Origin of the sequence: Streptomyces sp. NPDC056738 (assembly GCF_042790435.1) — a bacterium.
Taxonomy (GTDB): Bacteria; Actinomycetota; Actinomycetes; order Streptomycetales; family Streptomycetaceae; genus Streptomyces.
On record NZ_JBHTZF010000021.1, the window covers coordinates 1 to 16,142 of the forward strand.

Annotated in this window: 14 protein-coding genes; 9 read left to right on the forward strand and 5 right to left on the reverse strand. The window is 71.8% G+C overall.

What is annotated here, in order from left to right:
• Positions 1-181: 181 nt before the first annotated feature.
• Entirely contained in the window at positions 182-916 is a 735-nt protein-coding gene (locus ACFRIC_RS37195; RefSeq protein WP_382795719.1) for a hypothetical protein, read from the forward strand.
• Here the strand turns inward: ACFRIC_RS37195 and ACFRIC_RS37200 are convergent.
• Positions 837-1,691, reverse strand: a complete 855-nt coding sequence (locus tag ACFRIC_RS37200) for a DUF4184 family protein (protein WP_382795722.1) — start codon at positions 1,689-1,691, stop codon at positions 837-839. The genes ACFRIC_RS37195 and ACFRIC_RS37200 overlap by 80 nt on opposite strands.
• Positions 1,692-1,934: 243 nt before the next feature.
• Between ACFRIC_RS37200 and ACFRIC_RS37205 the strand changes: the two genes are divergently transcribed.
• The 3 genes from ACFRIC_RS37205 (at position 1,935) to ACFRIC_RS37215 (ending at position 4,985) form a co-directional block, all read left to right on the forward strand.
• Positions 1,935-3,665, forward strand: a complete 1,731-nt coding sequence (locus ACFRIC_RS37205) for a lytic transglycosylase domain-containing protein (protein ID WP_382795724.1) — start codon at positions 1,935-1,937, stop codon at positions 3,663-3,665.
• A gap of 167 nt (positions 3,666-3,832) precedes the next feature.
• The gene (locus tag ACFRIC_RS37210) at positions 3,833-3,967 is read left to right on the forward strand and encodes an SPW_0924 family protein (RefSeq protein ID WP_382795727.1); all 135 of its coding nucleotides are present in this window, start codon (positions 3,833-3,835) and stop codon (positions 3,965-3,967) included.
• A 25-nt stretch (positions 3,968-3,992) separates the two neighbouring features.
• Entirely contained in the window at positions 3,993-4,985 is a 993-nt protein-coding gene (locus ACFRIC_RS37215; protein WP_382795730.1) for a DUF3068 domain-containing protein, read from the forward strand.
• Here ACFRIC_RS37215 and ACFRIC_RS37220 read toward each other — a convergent pair.
• Both ACFRIC_RS37220 and ACFRIC_RS37225 read right to left on the reverse strand, forming a co-directional pair.
• The gene (locus tag ACFRIC_RS37220; protein WP_382795734.1) at positions 4,975-7,692 is read right to left on the reverse strand and encodes an ATP-dependent RNA helicase; all 2,718 of its coding nucleotides are present in this window, start codon (positions 7,690-7,692) and stop codon (positions 4,975-4,977) included. The two genes, ACFRIC_RS37215 and ACFRIC_RS37220, sit on opposite strands and share 11 nt — an antisense overlap.
• 36 nt (positions 7,693-7,728) lie before the next feature.
• The gene (locus tag ACFRIC_RS37225) at positions 7,729-8,589 is read right to left on the reverse strand and encodes a class I SAM-dependent methyltransferase (RefSeq protein ID WP_382795736.1); all 861 of its coding nucleotides are present in this window, start codon (positions 8,587-8,589) and stop codon (positions 7,729-7,731) included.
• A 320-nt stretch (positions 8,590-8,909) separates the two neighbouring features.
• Here ACFRIC_RS37225 and rpsA point away from each other — a divergent pair, with 320 nt between their 5' ends.
• Positions 8,910-10,412 carry a 30S ribosomal protein S1 gene (gene rpsA, locus ACFRIC_RS37230; RefSeq protein WP_382795739.1) on the forward strand — a complete coding sequence of 501 codons (1,503 nt, stop codon included), beginning with the start codon at positions 8,910-8,912 and terminating at the stop codon, positions 10,410-10,412.
• Positions 10,413-10,700: 288 nt separating this feature from the next.
• Here the strand turns inward: rpsA and ACFRIC_RS37235 are convergent, their stop codons facing one another.
• Positions 10,701-11,663, reverse strand: coding sequence for a right-handed parallel beta-helix repeat-containing protein (locus ACFRIC_RS37235; protein ID WP_382795742.1), 963 nt, complete (start codon positions 11,661-11,663; stop codon positions 10,701-10,703).
• A gap of 298 nt (positions 11,664-11,961) precedes the next feature.
• Here ACFRIC_RS37235 and ACFRIC_RS37240 point away from each other — a divergent pair, with 298 nt between their 5' ends.
• From ACFRIC_RS37240 to ACFRIC_RS37255, 4 genes are all read left to right on the forward strand, one after another.
• Complete coding sequence (locus ACFRIC_RS37240) at positions 11,962-13,488, forward strand: flavin monoamine oxidase family protein (RefSeq protein WP_382795984.1); 1,527 nt, start codon at positions 11,962-11,964, stop codon at positions 13,486-13,488.
• A gap of 177 nt (positions 13,489-13,665) precedes the next feature.
• A complete protein-coding gene (locus tag ACFRIC_RS37245; RefSeq protein WP_382795745.1) occupies positions 13,666-14,604 on the forward strand; it encodes a PAC2 family protein in 939 nt (312 codons plus the stop codon).
• 77 nt (positions 14,605-14,681) lie between these two features.
• Positions 14,682-15,290, forward strand: coding sequence for a dephospho-CoA kinase (coaE, locus tag ACFRIC_RS37250; RefSeq protein ID WP_382795748.1), 609 nt, complete (start codon positions 14,682-14,684; stop codon positions 15,288-15,290).
• Positions 15,291-15,340: 50 nt separating this feature from the next.
• Positions 15,341-15,721 carry a tetratricopeptide repeat protein gene (locus ACFRIC_RS37255; protein ID WP_382795751.1) on the forward strand — a complete coding sequence of 127 codons (381 nt, stop codon included), beginning with the start codon at positions 15,341-15,343 and terminating at the stop codon, positions 15,719-15,721.
• Positions 15,722-15,829: 108 nt separating this feature from the next.
• Here the strand turns inward: ACFRIC_RS37255 and ACFRIC_RS37260 are convergent, their stop codons facing one another.
• Positions 15,830-16,141 carry a DUF6343 family protein gene (locus ACFRIC_RS37260; RefSeq protein ID WP_382795754.1) on the reverse strand — a complete coding sequence of 104 codons (312 nt, stop codon included), beginning with the start codon at positions 16,139-16,141 and terminating at the stop codon, positions 15,830-15,832.
• Between the last annotated feature and the right edge of the window lies 1 nt (position 16,142).

Below are 16,142 nucleotides of genomic sequence, written 5' to 3' on the forward strand. Positions count from 1 at the left end.
CACCACGAGGTGCGGGACCCGCGGCCCTCGGGCGTCTCCGGCCTTGGCGCGGGCGGGCTCGGTGCGCCTGCCCGGGCGGCTCGGCATGCGTGTGCGGGCGGCTCGTGCGCCCGCGTGGGCTCGTCACTCGCGTGGCTCTCACAGGGAGCCCCGGGGCGGAGGGCGACGTAAGGATGCGGGCATGGGTATACGCACGCTGCACCGCCGTACGGCCATGGCCACGACCCTGGTGGTGGCGACCGCGACGGTGGCCGCGGCCGTCGTCCCGGTGCTGCTCGCGCCGGTGCCCGCGGTCGCGGCCGGAGCGGGCACCGCCCAGCTCCTGGGGTCGGGCGGTGCCTACCTGGAGGAGGATTTCGGGGCCCGGCTGTCCCGTGATCTCCAGGCGGCACTGTCGGCGCGTCCGGGCACGGTCCTGGTGTCGGTCCGCGACGACGACGCAGGCGGCCGTGGCCCCGGCACGGCCGGCGACCGGTCGTGGCGGTGGCCGGCGGTGGTGTCCGGCTCCCGCGCGTTCCTGCGGGCCGGCGCGCGGCGCCTGCGGGAGTTCACCCGGCTCCCTGACGGCCGGCCTCGCCGCGCGTTCCCCGACCTGACGCGCGCTGTGGGGGCGCACATCTCGACCGGCCTGCTGCCCCGGGCCGCGAACGGCGGCCGAGTCCACGGCATCGGTTCCTTCACCGGCCCGGCCCGCAGCTACCGGGTCATCGTCCTGTCGTACGACCATCCGACGACGCCGTACCGCGCCCGTGTCGTCGAGCGGGTCGCCCGAGCCGTGCACCGGGGACTTCGCCGGGGGCGCGGGCTGCTCGGGGGTCTCTCGGCGGGCGGGGTGGTCAGCGGGCCGCGGGCCGGCTCGGCTCCGTACGCGCCGCCTCGGGGCCGGGACGAGCCGGAGCGGGACGCCAGATCCTGACCGCCAGGACGTACAGGAACAGGCCGAGGACCAGTCCGGCGCCCCCGCCGAAGCACAGCGGCGGAATGAGCTCCCACGGCTTCGCGACGGACTTCCAGTACGCCCACCAGCGCACCGCCCGCTGCACCGCCGCCGCCAGCGCGAGGCCGCCGATCACCGTCGCGGCCAGCCACCGGTCGGCGGTGGACAGGACGGGCACGGCGACGACGGGGCCGTCCGGGGCGCGGCGCAGCGCGCGCACCACCCACGTCACGATCACGACGGCCGCGACCGCCGAAGTGCCGTACTGGACGTACCAGTAGAGCGGCGAGCCCGCGAGGGTGTGGCCGAGGACGGGGAAGAGCTCCACGCCCCACCGGTCGTGATGGGTGAACGCGTCCCAGACGACATGCGTCAGCGCGCCGAGCACGGCGGAGGCGTACCAGCGCAGAACGGTCGGCGCGCACACCGGCTCACGCGCGGCCCCGCAGCGCAGAAGCCGCGCCGTGCGCCCCTGTCGTGCCGTGGGCATCAAGGCCACCAGGGGTTCGCGCAGCACCAGCCAGGCACCCACCAGCACCCATGCGATGACCACATCGACCGTGAACACGCCGGTGAACGAGTGGGTGAAGGTGCCGAACTCCATCGCCCCGGGTACGACGCTCGCCGCGTAGTAGGTCATGTCGGGAGCGAAGGAACCCGCCACGAGAACGGCGGGAATCAGTCGCCCGCGGCCGTTTCCGTTCCCGCGGATCGCGGGCAGCACGGCGGCCGCGTGGCTGAGAGTGAAGGGCAAATCGTCCCCCTGCGTCTCCTGTTGACCGGCTATGTTCCGCCGGTTGATCACCGAAGGTCAGTATGCGGGACGACGGCTCATGGCCAACTGGTGAATATCGGGCGCGAACAGGTCTCTGGGCGACGGAAGTTGTCGTAGGGTCGCTTGGGTTGCCGTGCGGGGGAGCACGGCCGGAGACAGCGGCGGCGCAGGACTGAGAGGCGACGGGGTCACACCGGTCGTCCGTAGGAGGGGTTTCACTCGATGGCGGCGCAATTCGGCAGGAGGCTGCGCAAGGGCGCGGCAACCACCGCTGTGGCCGCGCTCGCGGTCGCGGCTCTGTCCGCCTCCCAGGGCCCGGGAGCGGTCACCGACGACCACGGCCGGCAGTCGGCGGGCGCCGATCTCGGCCTGGGCACCGGTGAGTCGGGCGACGGCGGCTCCGCGACCGGCAACGGGCGCTACTACACGGACCTTCCGCCGCTGCAGAGCCCCAACCCAGCGCCGACCACGGGAAGCGAGACGCCCGCCGCCACGGGCCCCGCCGAGGCGGGCATCCCCGCCACCGTGCTGGCCGCCTACAAGCAGGCCGAGGCGTCGCTGCGCGAGTCCAAGCCGACCTGCAACCTGCCCTGGCAGCTCCTCGCCGCCATCGGCAAGGTCGAGTCGGGCCAGGCCCGCGGCGGCCGTGTCGACGCGAAGGGCACGACGCTGTCGCCCATCCTCGGCCCGGTCCTGAACGGCTACGGATTCGCCAACATCAAGGACACCGACAACGGCGCGTACGACGGTGACAGCACCTTCGACCGCGCGGTCGGGCCCATGCAGTTCATCCCCTCCACCTGGGAGTGGGCGGGCCGCGACGGCAACGGCGACGGCAAGAAGGACCCGAACAACATCTACGACGCCGCCCTGGCGGCCGGGCATTACCTGTGCCGCTTCGACCACGACATGGCCGTCCAGGCGCAGATGAACGCGGCGATCCTCAGCTACAACAACTCGACGGCGTACCTCAACACCGTCCTGTCGTGGCTGGAGTACTACCGCAAGGGCACGCACGAGGTGCCGGACGGCACCGGCGCGCTGCCCTCGCACAACAGCGACGAGCCCGCCTCGCAGAGCCCCACTCCCACGGAGCCGTCCTCGCCGGGCACGCACGGCCCGGGCGGCGGCCCGTCGAGCCCCGCTCCGGAGCCGACCCCTCCCGCCACCCCGACCCCGCCGGCCACACAGCCCCCGACGACCCCGCCCACGTCCACGCCGACGCCCACCGAGACGGTGGACCACCTGACGAACGTGGGCGCGGGCAAGCTCACGGCGACCGCCGGGGACACGTTCGCGCAGAAGATCGCCGTGCGCACCGACGACAAGGCCGGCAAGGCCGTGGCGAAGGTCCGGGTCCGGTTCACCATCGTCGGCGACACCGACGCCACCTTCACCGGCGGCGAGAGCGTCGCCACCCAGGTCACCGACAAGCTCGGCATGGCCACCGCGCCCGCGCTCGTGGCCGGCGAGAAGACGGGCGACTTCACCGTCCGTGTCACCGTCGTGGGCCGCGTCGTGGCCGGCCTCGACTACACGGCGAGCGTCGCCGCGCGTCAGGCCGACGCCCTGGCCCGCACCACCGACACCGCGCTGACCTGCGTCCCGGGCGGCGAGTTCGCCGACCAGGTCGAGGTGAAGGCCACCTACAAGGGCGCCGTGGCGGGCAAGGTCGCCGCGACCGCCACCCTGGTCAAGTCCGCCGACGACGCAGGCGAGAACGACAAGGGCCCCTACTTCAAGGACGCGGACGGCAAGCCCGTACGCACCCTCGGCGCCCTGACCACCGACGCGGACGGCCTGCTCAAGCTGCCGAAGCTGTACGCCGACGACACCACCGGCACCTTCCTGCTCCGCATCACCACCACCGGCGGAGCGACCCTGACCGTCGAACTGACGGTGGCCGCCGCGCCCGCCACCGCCACCCCCACGGCCTCTCCCAGCGCCTCCTAGGACGCGGCCGCCACCGCGCGGCACCAGCCCGGCCTCCAGGGCGCCTCCCGGCTCACGCCGCGGGGGCGCCCTGATCCGTTGTGTGCGCGACGTGTTCTCATCTCGCCCCGCCGTTGCTACGGTGCCGGACCTGACGATGTATCAGCTCCTGGCCCCGGGAGGCCCGCATGCGTGCCCTCATCGCCGCAGCTATCGGTCTCGCCGCGGCACTCGCGCTGGTCCTGACCGTCACGGCCATGGGCTCGCCGGCCGGACACACCTCGCCGAAGCCGCTGCTCACCACCGTCCCCAAGCACCCCTGACGCACGCACCGGGAGGGCCGTCGAGATGCGCCGCAAGGCAAGCCTGATCCTGCTCGCGCTCGCCGTGTTCTTCGCGGCGCTGTCCCCGCTGCTGCGCTGGTACGCCTTCCCGCGCCTGGCCAAGATCCCCGCCGGCCAGTACCAGGACATGGTCCTCGAGGCGAAGGACGCGACCCTCCTCGACTACGGCACCATGACGGCCAAGAAGGTCTCCAAGGTCACCGTCGTCCAGACCCTCAAGGGCAACGTCGAGGCCTCCGAGAGGATCGAGCGGACCGCGGGCCGTGACGTCGTCGTCTGGGACTCCCTCTCCTACGTCCAGGGACCCGACGGGAAGATGGTCTCCAAGCTCCCCGAGCGCTACATCTTCGACGCGCACAGCCAGGAACCCGTCCACGCCACCGGCGAGTCCGTCGACGGCGACCCCGTCACCCGCCAGGGCATCGAGTTCAAGTGGCCCTTCAGGACCGAGAAACGCGATTACGAGTACTTCGACGCGCAGACCCGCACCTCGGCGCCCATCCACTACAAGCGCACCACGACCTTCAGGGGCGTCAAGGTCTACTACTTCGAGCAGACCATCCCCTGGACCAAGGTGCAGTTCCCCAAGGTCATGCCCGTCCAGGGCGTCACCCCCGAGTCCCTCGCCAAGACCGGCACCACCCGCTGGTACACCACCGTCCGCAAGTTCTGGGTGGAACCGGTCACCGGGGCACCCGTCTTCGGCGAGGAGATCCACAAGGAGGAACTGCGCGGCGGCACACTCCTCGGCGGCAGGGACAAGGTGACCGCCTTCTCCGGGGACGTGAAGATGCGCGAGGACTACATCCGGCACACCGTCGACCTCATCAAGGCCAACCGCACCCTCGTCCTGATGATGACCTCGTACCTCCCCTGGGGCTTCCTGCTCCTGGGCGCGGTCCTGCTGTCGCTCTCGCTGTACCTGGAGGCCAGAGGCCGCAGGCCGGGCGAACCCGCGCCCGCACCCGCCGCCGACCCCGAGCCCGTCAGCGCCTGAGCCGCGCGTTCGTGTGACGCGTCGCCTCGGCGGTCGCCGGGTCCTCGGGCCACGGGTGCTTGGGATAGCGGCCGCGCAGCTCGGCCCGGACACCCTTGTAGCCGTCCTTCCAGAACGACGCGAGATCGGCGGTCACCGCTGCGGGCCGCCCCGCGGGAGACAGGAGATGCACGAGTACGGGCACACCGGCCACTGCGGGAGACGCCTGGAGCCCGAACATCTCCTGCAGCTTCACGGCGAGCACCGGCTGCCCCGGATCGGTGTAGTCGACCCGGATCCTCGACCCGCTCGGCACCTCGATCCGCTCGGGCGCCAGCTCGTCCAGCCGGGCCGCCTCCCCGGTGGCCCAGGGCAGCAGCCGGTTCAGCGCCTGCCCGGCGTCGATCCGCGCCAGGTCCGCGCGCCGCCGCGCACGGCTCAGCTCCGGCTCCAGCCATTCGCCCACGCGCGCGTGGAGGGCGTCCGCGGATACGTCCGGCCACGGGTCGCCGAGCCGCCGGCGCAGGAACGCGAGCCGCTGCCGCAGCACCTCGGCGTCCGCCGACCACCGCAGCAGACCGAAGCCCTCCTCCCGCAGCCCTTCGAGCAGCGCCTCCCGTACGAGACCGGGGTCCGCGTCGCGCAGCGGCCGCACCGCCAGCTCCACCGCTCCCAGCCGTTCCACCCGCCGCGCGACGACGTCGCCCCCGGCCCAGTGGACCTCCTCGCCCTCGTCGTACAGGCCGGCGGCGGCCCGCCGCGCCGTCGGTTCGTCGATCACCGCCGCGAGCCGCACGCGTGCGTGCCCCCTGCCGACGGGACGGTCGGCGACGGCGACCGCGAGCCAGGGAGCACCGCGCAGGACGGAACCCTCACCGGCCTCGGCGCGGGTCCCGCCGACCATGAGATGGGAGCCGCCCCGCAGCTGCGCGACCCGCTCGGGGAACGCCAGAGCGGCGACCAGCCCGACCACCCGATCGTCCCCGAGCTCAGGGCCACCGGCACGCCCGCCCGGAGAAGAGGGAGAGGCGGGGGAGGCGGACGAGGCGGAGGTGACGGGGGAGTTGGAGGAGGAGCCGGGCGAAGGGGATCCCGAAGGGGACGCGGTCCCGGTGCCGGATGCGGAGGCCGAAGCCGAAGCGGCGGAGGTCGGACCCGAGGAGTCAGAGGTGTCCGTGACGGCGCCGGAGTCCGTACCGGGGGAGACCGCGGTGTCCGAGACCGCGGGTGCCGACGAGCGCAGGCGGCGGGACTCGGCGCGCCAGCGGGCCGCGTAGGCGTCGCCGCCGCGCCGGGCGGTGCGCCAGGCCGCGGCCAGGTCGTCGCCGTACTCGCGCGGAGGCTCCTCGCTCAGCAGGGCGACCACGTCGGCGGCCCGGGCCGCGCCCACGAGCGGGGTCGCGTCCAGCAGGGCGCGCGCCAGCCGGGGGTGCAGGCCGAGGCGGGACATGCGCACACCGCGTTCCGTGGCCCGCCCCGCGGCGTCGACCGCGCCCACGGCCGCGAGGACGGTCCGCGCCGCCGCCATCGCACCCGCCGGCGGCGGATCCAGCAGGGCGAGCCCCGTCGCCCCGGGATCGCCCCAGCAGGCCGCCTGGAGCGCGAACGCCGTCAGGTCGGCCACCTTGATCTCGGGGTCCGGGAACCGGATCAGACGTCCGTCCTCCGCCTCCGTCCAGCAGCGGTAGACCGCGCCCGGCGCCTCACGGCCCGCGCGCCCCGCCCGCTGCCGGCCGGCCGCCTGCGAGGCCCGTACGGTCGCCAGGGCGCTCAGCCCGCGCGCGTGGTCGACCCTCGGCTCCCGCGCGAGCCCTGAGTCCACGACCACCCGCACTCCCGGAACGGTCAGCGACGACTCGGCGACCGAGGTCGCCAGGACCACCCGGCGCCGCGTACCGGCCGTGAGCACCGCGTCCTGCACGGCGGCCGGAGCCCGTCCGTGCACCTGAAGGACGTCGACGTCCCCGATGCCGCCGATTTGTCCGGCGACCCGCGCGATCTCCCCGACCCCGGGAAGGAAGCACAGGACGTCACCCGGGCGCTCGGCCAGCGCCCGCCGCACGGTGGACGCCACGTGCGTCAGCAGGGCCGGATCGACCCGCATCCCGTGCGGGGGCCGTACGGGGCGCGCGGGCGGCGCCCAGACCGTCTCGACCGGATACGAGACCCCCGCCGCCTCGACGACCGGCGCGTCGCCCAGGAGCCGGGCCCAGCCCCCGGCGTCCGTCGTCGCGGACGCGGCGACGAGCCGCAGTTCAGGACGGAGCGCGGCCCGCACGTCGAGCAGGAACGCGGCCACCGTGTCGGCGTCCAGGTGCCGCTCGTGACATTCGTCGAGCACGACCACGTCGACGCCCGCGAGCTCCTGGTCCCGCTGGAGCCGCTGGAGCAGGACCCCGGTCGTGACGACCTCCACGCGCGCGTGCGGGCCGACCACGCGTTCCCCGCGCACGGTGAAGCCGACGCTCTCCCCGACCTTCTCGCCCAGCAGCCACGCCATCCGCCGGGCGGCCGCCCGCGCGGCGATCCGGCGCGGCTCGGCCACCACCACCCGGCGCGCCTGGCGCCCGTCGTCCAGAAGACCGGCCAGGGCCAGCGGCACCAGCGTCGTCTTGCCGGTGCCGGGCGGCGCCACCAGCACCGCGGCGCCGTGTCCCTCCAGGGCGTCGTCCACGGAGGGCAGGGCACCGCGCACGGGCAGCGCGTCCAGGGCTTCGTAACGGATCACGACCCCAGTCTCGTACGAGCGCCGAACGGGCGTACGTCAGTCCCGTTCGCAGACGAAGATCGCCGTACCCGGGATGAGGTTCCCGCGCAGCGGGGACCAGCCGCCCCACTCCTGGGTGTTCCAGGCGGGCCACTCGGGCTCGACGACGTCCAGCAGGCGGAAGCCGCCGGCCACCACGTCACGCACCCGGTCGCCGAGCGTCCTGTGGTGCTCGACGTAGACCGCGCGGCCCTCCTCGTCCTGCTCCACGTACGGGGTGCGGTCGAAGTAGGACGCGGACAGCGACAGGCCCTCGGGGCCCGGCTCGTCCGGGAACGCCCAGCGGACCGGGTGCGTGACGGAGAAGACGAACCGGCCGCCGGGGCGCAGCACGCGGTGGATCTCCCTCAGCACCAGCACCGGGTCGGCGACGAACGGCAGCGCGCCGTACGCCGAGCACGCGAGGTCGAAGGAGCCGTCCGCGAAGGGCAGCGCGCTCGCGTCCGCCTCCACGAGGGGGACGGAGCCCCCGATGCGCAGCGCGTGCTGGAGCTGGCGGTGGGAGAGGTCGAGGGCCACGGGGCGGGCGCCCTGTCCGGCCAGCCAGCGCGAGCACTGGGCCGCGCCGGCGCCGATCTCCAGGACGTCCTTGTCCTTGAGGTCTTCGGCGGGGCCCAGCAGCTCGGCCTCCACCTCGTCGAGACCCTCGGGACACCACACGAACCGGTCGTCGCCGAGGAACGTGCCGTGCTCGATCTGGTAGTCGTCCGCGTTCCGGTCCCACCAGCCCCGATTCGCCCGCGAACTCTCGATGAGGTCAGCGTCACGCCGGGTGGCTTCCGGTTCGAACGGTTCGGGCTCTTGGATGATCGGCTCCCTCGTCGTACTCTTCCGTCCAACCCGTCTCGGGCGTGTCACGACAGAGGCGTCCTACTGCCCGCGTGGCCTTGTGAGACAGGTCTTGTGCCGGGATTGCGGCGATCCGCCCCGGGTGTGCGCCTTCGCGCATTGACCCTGCCCGGCTGCCCCCGTATGCTACAAGTTGCGCTGCGGGCCTGCGCTCCTCAGACATAGCAGGCTGTGCTCGCATCTGTATGTATGTCCCCTCGGTTTTCGAGGCGCCTTCCGGCTTGGCCGGGTCGGGCGCTTCCTTGGCTGTCCGGCTTCTACAGGGCGAAACGGGCTCCCGGCGTAAGCAGTACCTACGACTCACTGTCCGTACCGGAGCCCTTTCCCACATGACGAGCAGCACCGAGACCACCGCCACCACCCCGCAGGTTGCGGTCAACGACATCGGTAACGAGGAAGCTTTCCTCGCCGCGATCGACGAGACGATCAAGTACTTCAACGACGGCGACATCGTCGACGGCGTCATCGTGAAGGTCGACCGGGACGAGGTCCTGCTCGACATCGGTTACAAGACCGAAGGTGTCATCCCGAGCCGCGAGCTCTCGATCAAGCACGACGTCGACCCGAACGAGGTCGTCAAGGTCGGCGACGAGATCGAGGCCCTGGTCCTCCAGAAGGAGGACAAGGAAGGCCGCCTGATCCTCTCGAAGAAGCGCGCCCAGTACGAGCGCGCCTGGGGCACCATCGAGAAGATCAAGGAAGAGGACGGCATCGTCACCGGCACCGTCATCGAGGTCGTCAAGGGTGGTCTCATCCTCGACATCGGCCTCCGTGGCTTCCTGCCGGCTTCCCTCGTCGAGATGCGCCGTGTCCGCGACCTCCAGCCCTACGTGGGCAAGGAGCTCGAGGCCAAGATCATCGAGCTGGACAAGAACCGCAACAACGTGGTCCTGTCCCGCCGCGCCTGGCTGGAGCAGACCCAGTCCGAGGTTCGCCAGACGTTCCTCACGACCCTCCAGAAGGGTCAGGTCCGCTCCGGCGTCGTCTCCTCGATCGTCAACTTCGGTGCCTTCGTGGACCTGGGTGGCGTCGACGGTCTGGTGCACGTCTCCGAGCTTTCCTGGAAGCACATCGACCACCCCTCCGAGGTTGTCGAGGTCGGCCAGGAAGTCACCGTCGAGGTCCTCGACGTCGACATGGACCGCGAGCGCGTCTCCCTGTCGCTCAAGGCGACGCAGGAAGACCCGTGGCAGCAGTTCGCCCGTACGCACCAGATCGGTCAGGTCGTCCCGGGTAAGGTCACCAAGCTCGTTCCGTTCGGTGCGTTCGTCCGCGTGGACGAGGGCATCGAGGGTCTGGTCCACATCTCCGAGCTGGCCGAGCGCCACGTGGAGATCCCGGAGCAGGTCGTCCAGGTCAACGACGAGATCTTCGTCAAGGTCATCGACATCGACCTCGAGCGTCGTCGCATCAGCCTCTCGCTGAAGCAGGCCAACGAGTCCTTCGGTGCCGACCCGGCCTCGGTCGAGTTCGACCCGACCCTGTACGGCATGGCCGCGTCGTACGACGACCAGGGCAACTACATCTACCCCGAGGGCTTCGACCCCGAGACCAACGACTGGCTCGAGGGCTTCGAATCCCAGCGTGAGGTGTGGGAGAACCAGTACGCCGAGGCGCAGCAGCGCTTCGAGCAGCACCAGGCTCAGGTCATCAAGTCCCGCGAGGCCGACGCGCAGGCCGAGGCTGAGGGTGCCAGCACCTCCAGCGCGGCTCCGGCTGCCTCCGGTGGCGGCGGTTCGTACTCCTCGGAGTCGGACGACAACTCCGGCGCCCTGGCGTCGGACGAGGCGCTCGCCGCCCTCCGCGAGAAGCTCGCCGGCGGCCAGAGCTGAAAGCTCACCGCTAGCAAGTAGCTGACAGAAGTGGGGGCGCCCCCCGGGGGGGGGGGGGCCCCGAGGGTGGGCGCAGCGGGGCGGGGGGGGGGGGCGGTGCGCGTGCTGGGGCGGCTGCACCTGCGGGGCGTGGGGGGGGGGGTGCGGGATCCGGGGTCGGTGCCCGCCTGCGCGGGGGGCGCCCCGGCCTCGGCGGGGGTGCGCCGGCCGGGGGGCTGCCCGCGCCCGCCCCCCCCCCCGGGGGGGGGCCCCCCCCACTTCCATGGGGGGTCGTTCTCCGGGAGGGAGTCAGGGCGTCACCGGGATGTTGGTGAGCCCCTTGCCGCCCGTCCTCGTGTTCGAGGCGTACACGGTGGTCCGGCAGTCGGTGCCGTAGTTGGTGACGTTGACCGCCAGTTGCTTGTCGCCCGAGGCGCCCCGCAGGTCGGAGGTGTTGCCCCGGAACACCGTGCCGCAGCCCCAGCCGGACTGCTGGGTGTGGGTCTCGTAGCCGTTGTTCGTCGTGGCCGTGCCCTTGTTGTTCTCCACGAGGACGTCGTTGCCCTTCACGTCGACCCAGGAGTCGTCGTAGTTGGCGCCGGTCAGGCCGCTGCCGTCGAAGGTGTTGCCGGTGATGCGCGCCCCCGTCGTGCCCTCCTTGATGTCGACGTTCTCGCCGCCCACGTCCGGTCCGATCGTGTTGCCGGTGATCTGGACGCGGTCGCTCCTGTCCGAGGTCCCGCCGGCCGAGCCCACGTACACGCCCTCGCCCATGCCGCGGCCGTCGTTGCCGGTGTCGTAGATCTTCGAGTTGCTGATCACGCCGTCCGTGCTGGAGTTGCGGAAGTGGACGCCCTCCATGTCGAGGCCGTGGACGGTGACCCTGTCGACGACGACACCCTTCGCCGAGTCGATCATGATGCCCTTCTGGCCGCCGGTGACGGTGAGGCCCTGCACCGTCCAGTACGAGGCGCCGTCGAGGTGCAGCCCGTAGCCGCCGCCCGCCGTGAGGACGGCCTTCGAGGAGCCGCTGAGGGTGATGCGGGAGCCCGCGCCCGCGGCCTTCGTCGTTTTGAAGTTGCCGGTGTACGTGCCGTCCGCGAGGTGGATCGTGTCGCCGGGGGCGGCCGAGGCGAGGGCGGACTTCAACTGGGCGGCGGTGGATACCTCGATGACCTGCGCCGCGTTCGCCGTGAGGGCCGCCGCAGGCGCCACGACCGTGACCGCCGTCGCGCCGAGCAGGGGGATGAGAAGCGTGCGATGGATGCGCATGTGGGGGGTGACCTTCCCGTCGGTTCGCAAGAATTGTTCTTGTACATGAACTTCGGGTGCCCATCTGAACGTAGAGAGGTTGCGGGTACGCGTCAAGGTCTGGACCGGAGCGGTGTGCGGGGAGAGAAACGTGCCGGATACACGAGTAATTGCGTGGCCGTAACGGGCCGTTGCCAGGATCCCCGGGTCATTCAAGATCGTGAGGGGAGTCGAAGGCATGGCAGCACACGAGCGATCGACGGCGGCGAGCCGGCGGGCATTTCTGCGCAACGTCGGTCTGACCGGCGGCGCGGGCGCGATGTTCGCCACCATGGGGGCCCTCGGCCTTGCGCCCACCGCGCAGGCCGCCCAGCGCGAACACCCCTTCCGCGCACCGAAGCCGGGCGATTTCACGCTCTCCGGGAAAGGGGCCGCGAAGGTCGTGATCGTAGGCGGCGGCATCGCGGGTCTCGCCTCCGCCTACGAGCTCGGCAAGGCGGGCTACGACTGTACGGTCCTGGAGGCGAGAGACCGCACCGGCGGCCGCAACTTCACCGTGCGCGGCGGTGACAGGACCACCGACCTGTACGGCAACACGCAGACGGCCCGCTTCAGCGAGGGCCAGTACATGAACGCGGGTCCGGCCCGCCTCCCGCAGTGGATGGTCACCCTCGACTACTGCCGGGAGCTCGGCGTCCCCGTCGAGGTGTTCACGAATACGAACGCCGACGCGTACATGTACAACGAGTCGGCCGGTATGACCAAGCCGATGCGCCACCGGACCGCGAAGGCCGATGTCTACGGCTACGTCTCCGAGTTGCTGGCCAAGGTCACCGACAAGGGTGCCCTGGACAAGGAACTGACAGCCGCCGACCAGGAGAGGCTCGTCGAGTTCCTCAAGGACTTCGGCGAACTCGGCGACAAGCTCACCTACGAGGGAGGTCCGCGCCGCGGCTACACCACCGTCCCCGCCGCCGCCGGGACCCCGGGCGTGCTCCTCGGCGACGTCCCGAGCGCATCCGAGGTCTTCGCCTCCGGAGTCGGCCGCTACTTCTCCTTCGAGTTCGAATTCGACCAGGCGATGCTGATGTTCCAGCCGGTCGGCGGCATGGACCAGATACCCAAGGCGCTCACCAGGGCCATCGGGGCCCACCGCATCCGTACCGGAGCGGCGGTCTCCCGGATCACCGACAAGGGAAACGGCGTCACCGTCACGTACACCCAGGGCGGCCGCACCAGGACCCTGGACGCCGACTTCTGCATCGGCGCCCTGCCGCCCAACATCCTCGCCAAGATCCCGCACAACCTCGGCTCCGGAGTCCAGAGCGCCCTGGAGGCGATCACCCCGCAGTCCGCGGGCAAGATCGGCCTCGAATACCGGTCCCGCTGGTGGGAGCTGGACCACCGGATCTACGGCGGCATCACCGAGACCGACATGGACGTCACCCACATCTGGCACCCCTCGTACGGCTTCCACGGCCGACGCGGAGTCATGATCGGCTACTACAACTACGGCTCCGACGCGGACTCGTACGCGAAGCTCACCCCCAAGGAGCGCGAGAAGCGCGCGGTGGCCGCCGGCGTGAAGATCTACGGCGAGAAGTACCGCACCGAACTCGACTCGTCCTTCTCCCACCACTGGCGCCAGACGCCGCACCTCGAAGGAGCCTGGCACAACACCCCCGGCGGGCCCGACGACGTCCGGTACAAGCCCCTGAACCGGCCCACCGGGCGGGTCTACTTCGCGGGCGACTGGCTCAGCTACGCCGACGCCTGGCAGCACGGCGCCTTCACGTCGGCCCGCAACGCCGTCACCGCGCTCCACGCACGCGTGCTGTCCTCGTAACGCCCGTGTGCTGTGCTGGTGGCGGTCCGCCGAGGGTGCCCTCACCCTCCCCTGAACGCCTCCGGCCGCCGGCGGCGGCCGACGGACCGGCATGAGGCGGTGGTGCGGAGCACGGGACGGGAATGTCCGTGCTCCGCACCACGTTGTGCAGTACGAACACGAGGAGGAGCGGTCACAGTGCTTGATCCGCAGGGTTTGTACGCATGGGAGCCGAAGGGGCTGGCCGTGGTCGACATGGCGCTCGCCCAGGAGTCGGCCGGTCTTGTCATGCTCTACCACTTCGACGGATACATCGACGCGGGCGAGACCGGCGAGCAGATCGTCGACCGGGTGCTCGACTCGCTGCCCCACCAGGTCGTGGCCCGTTTCGACCACGACCGGCTCGTGGACTACCGCGCCCGCCGTCCGCTGCTGACGTTCAAGCGCGACCGCTGGGCCGACTACGAGGAGCCGACCCTGGAGGTACGGCTCGTCCAGGACGCCACCGGCGCCCCCTTCCTGCTGCTGTCGGGCCCCGAGCCGGACACCGAGTGGGAGCGCTTCGCCGCCGCCGTCCAGCAGATCGTGGAACGGCTCGGGGTCCGCCTCCTGGTCAACTTCCACGGCATCCCCATGGGCGTCCCGCACACCCGCCCGGTGGGCCTCACCCCCCACGGCAACCGCACCGACCTGGTACCCGGCCACCGCAGCCCCTTCGACGAGGCGCAGGTCCCCGGAAGCGCCGAGTCGCTCATCGAGTACCGCCTCATGGAGGCCGGCCACGACGTCCTCGGCGTCGCCGCCCATGTGCCGCACTACATCGCGCGCTCCGCTTACCCGGACGCGGCGCTGACCGTCCTGGAGTCCATCACGGCCGCGACCGGCCTGGTCCTTCCCGGGATAGCGCACGCCCTGCGGACCGAGGCGCACCGCACCCAGACCGAGATCGACCGCCAGATCCAGGAGGGCGACGAGGAACTCGTCGCGCTCGTCCAGGGCCTTGAGCACCAGTACGACGCCGCCGCGGGCGCCGAGAGCCGCGGCAACATGCTCGCGGAACCGGTGGACATCCCCTCGGCGGACGAGATCGGCCAGGAGTTCGAGCGGTTCCTGGCGGAACGCGAAGGCGAGGCCTGATCCCTCCTCACCGGACCTGGGAGCTCGCGGGCTCCCGGCCGGAGGGGTTGTCGGTGGCAGGGCCTAAGCTGCGAGGCATGCTGAAGGTGGGCCTGACCGGTGGTATCGGCGCCGGCAAGAGCGAAGTGTCGCGGCTGCTCGTCGAGCACGGCGCAGTGCTGATCGACGCGGACAGGATCGCGCGGGAGGTCGTCGCGCCCGGAACTCCCGGGCTGGCGGCGGTCGTCGACGCCTTCGGCGAGGACGTCCTAGCCGCCGACGGCGCCCTGGACCGGCCCAGGCTCGGCTCGATCGTCTTCGCCGACCCGCAGAGGCTCGCCGTCCTGAACGCGATCGTGCACCCCCTGGTCGGCGCCCGCTCGCGCGACCTGGAGGAGGCCGCCCCCAAGGACGCAGTCGTCGTCCACGACGTGCCCCTGCTCGCGGAGAACGGCCTGGCCGCGCTGTACGACCTCGTGATCGTCGTCGACGCCCGCCCCGAGACCCAGCTCGACCGCCTCGTCCGCCTGCGCGGCATGACCGAGGAGGACGCCGGCGCCCGCATGGCCGCGCAGGCCTCGCGCGACAAGCGTCTGGCGATCGCGGACATCGTCATCGACAACGACGTGCCCCTGGACGCGCTGGAGCGCCGCGTGGCGGACGTATGGGCCGATCTCACCCACAGGGCCCGCACGCCCCAGGAATAGGGCCCCTCCCGAGGGGCGTTGAACCCTTGCAGCGAGGGAAGGACTCTGCCGTGCCCGAGACCAGCGGATCGATCGGACGAACTCCCGAGACGCACGTCATCGACTTCCGCGCCGCCGAGCAACTGCTCGCCGCGCGCGACCCGAGGGGTGCGGTGAAGCTGCTCGACCCCGTCATCGCCGCCCACCCGGAGAACACGGCGGCCCGGCTGCTGCGCGCGCGTGCCTTCTTCGCCGCCGCGCAACTACGGCCCGCCGAGCTGGAGTTCACCATCGTCCTGGAGCGCGAGCCGGACAACGCGTTCGCGCATTTCGCGCTCGCCCGCACCTACGAGCGCCAGCGGCGCCCCGAGCAGGCGAAGCGGCACTTCAGACTGGCGGCCGCGCTCGACCCGAAGCCGCAGTATCTGCAAGCCGCACGGTTCGACCTGTAGCGGCGGCTCGCCGGGCGCCGTACCTCGCGGGGCGCTGCATGGATGGTGTGAGAGGACGGGGCCTCGACGGCCGGGGACCAGAGGTCTGAGGATCTCGACGGCCGCGCATCAAGGGTGTGACGGTCTCGACGGCCGGGGGCGCTCCGGCGGACGGTAGGCGCGCCGGTCGTCCACGGGCTCGTACGGCGGGACGTCACGGCCCGGCTGGTAGTGCGGGCCCTGCCTGATGTGCCGAAGGATCATGGTCATGTCGACCGTGACGACCACCCACAGCGCGGCGCACGCCGCGGCCCAGCCCGGCCGCCCGACCAGGATGAACGCGACCGTCCCGAAAATGGCCCAGATCAGGCCCCAGACGCTCAGGCACAAGCGCATCCGCAGAGCACTGCGCGCTGTCACCGGTTCACTGCCCGTACGCATC

Bases quoted from the DNA above. Each gene is read 5' to 3' on its own strand.
- ACFRIC_RS37240 (WP_382795984.1), top strand. From the start codon at position 11,962: ATGTTCGCCACCATGGGGGCCCTCGGCCTTGCGCCCACCGCGCAGGCC.
- ACFRIC_RS37215 (WP_382795730.1), top strand. From the start codon at position 3,993: ATGCGCCGCAAGGCAAGCCTGATCCTGCTCGCGCTCGCCGTGTTCTTC.
- ACFRIC_RS37210 (WP_382795727.1), top strand. From the start codon at position 3,833: ATGCGTGCCCTCATCGCCGCAGCTATCGGTCTCGCCGCGGCACTCGCG.
- rpsA (WP_382795739.1), top strand. From the start codon at position 8,910: ATGACGAGCAGCACCGAGACCACCGCCACCACCCCGCAGGTTGCGGTC.
- coaE (WP_382795748.1), top strand. From the start codon at position 14,682: ATGCTGAAGGTGGGCCTGACCGGTGGTATCGGCGCCGGCAAGAGCGAA.
- ACFRIC_RS37260 (WP_382795754.1), bottom strand. From the start codon at position 16,141: ATGCGTACGGGCAGTGAACCGGTGACAGCGCGCAGTGCTCTGCGGATG.
- ACFRIC_RS37195 (WP_382795719.1), top strand. From the start codon at position 182: ATGGGTATACGCACGCTGCACCGCCGTACGGCCATGGCCACGACCCTG.
- ACFRIC_RS37205 (WP_382795724.1), top strand. From the start codon at position 1,935: ATGGCGGCGCAATTCGGCAGGAGGCTGCGCAAGGGCGCGGCAACCACC.
- ACFRIC_RS37235 (WP_382795742.1), bottom strand. From the start codon at position 11,663: ATGCGCATCCATCGCACGCTTCTCATCCCCCTGCTCGGCGCGACGGCG.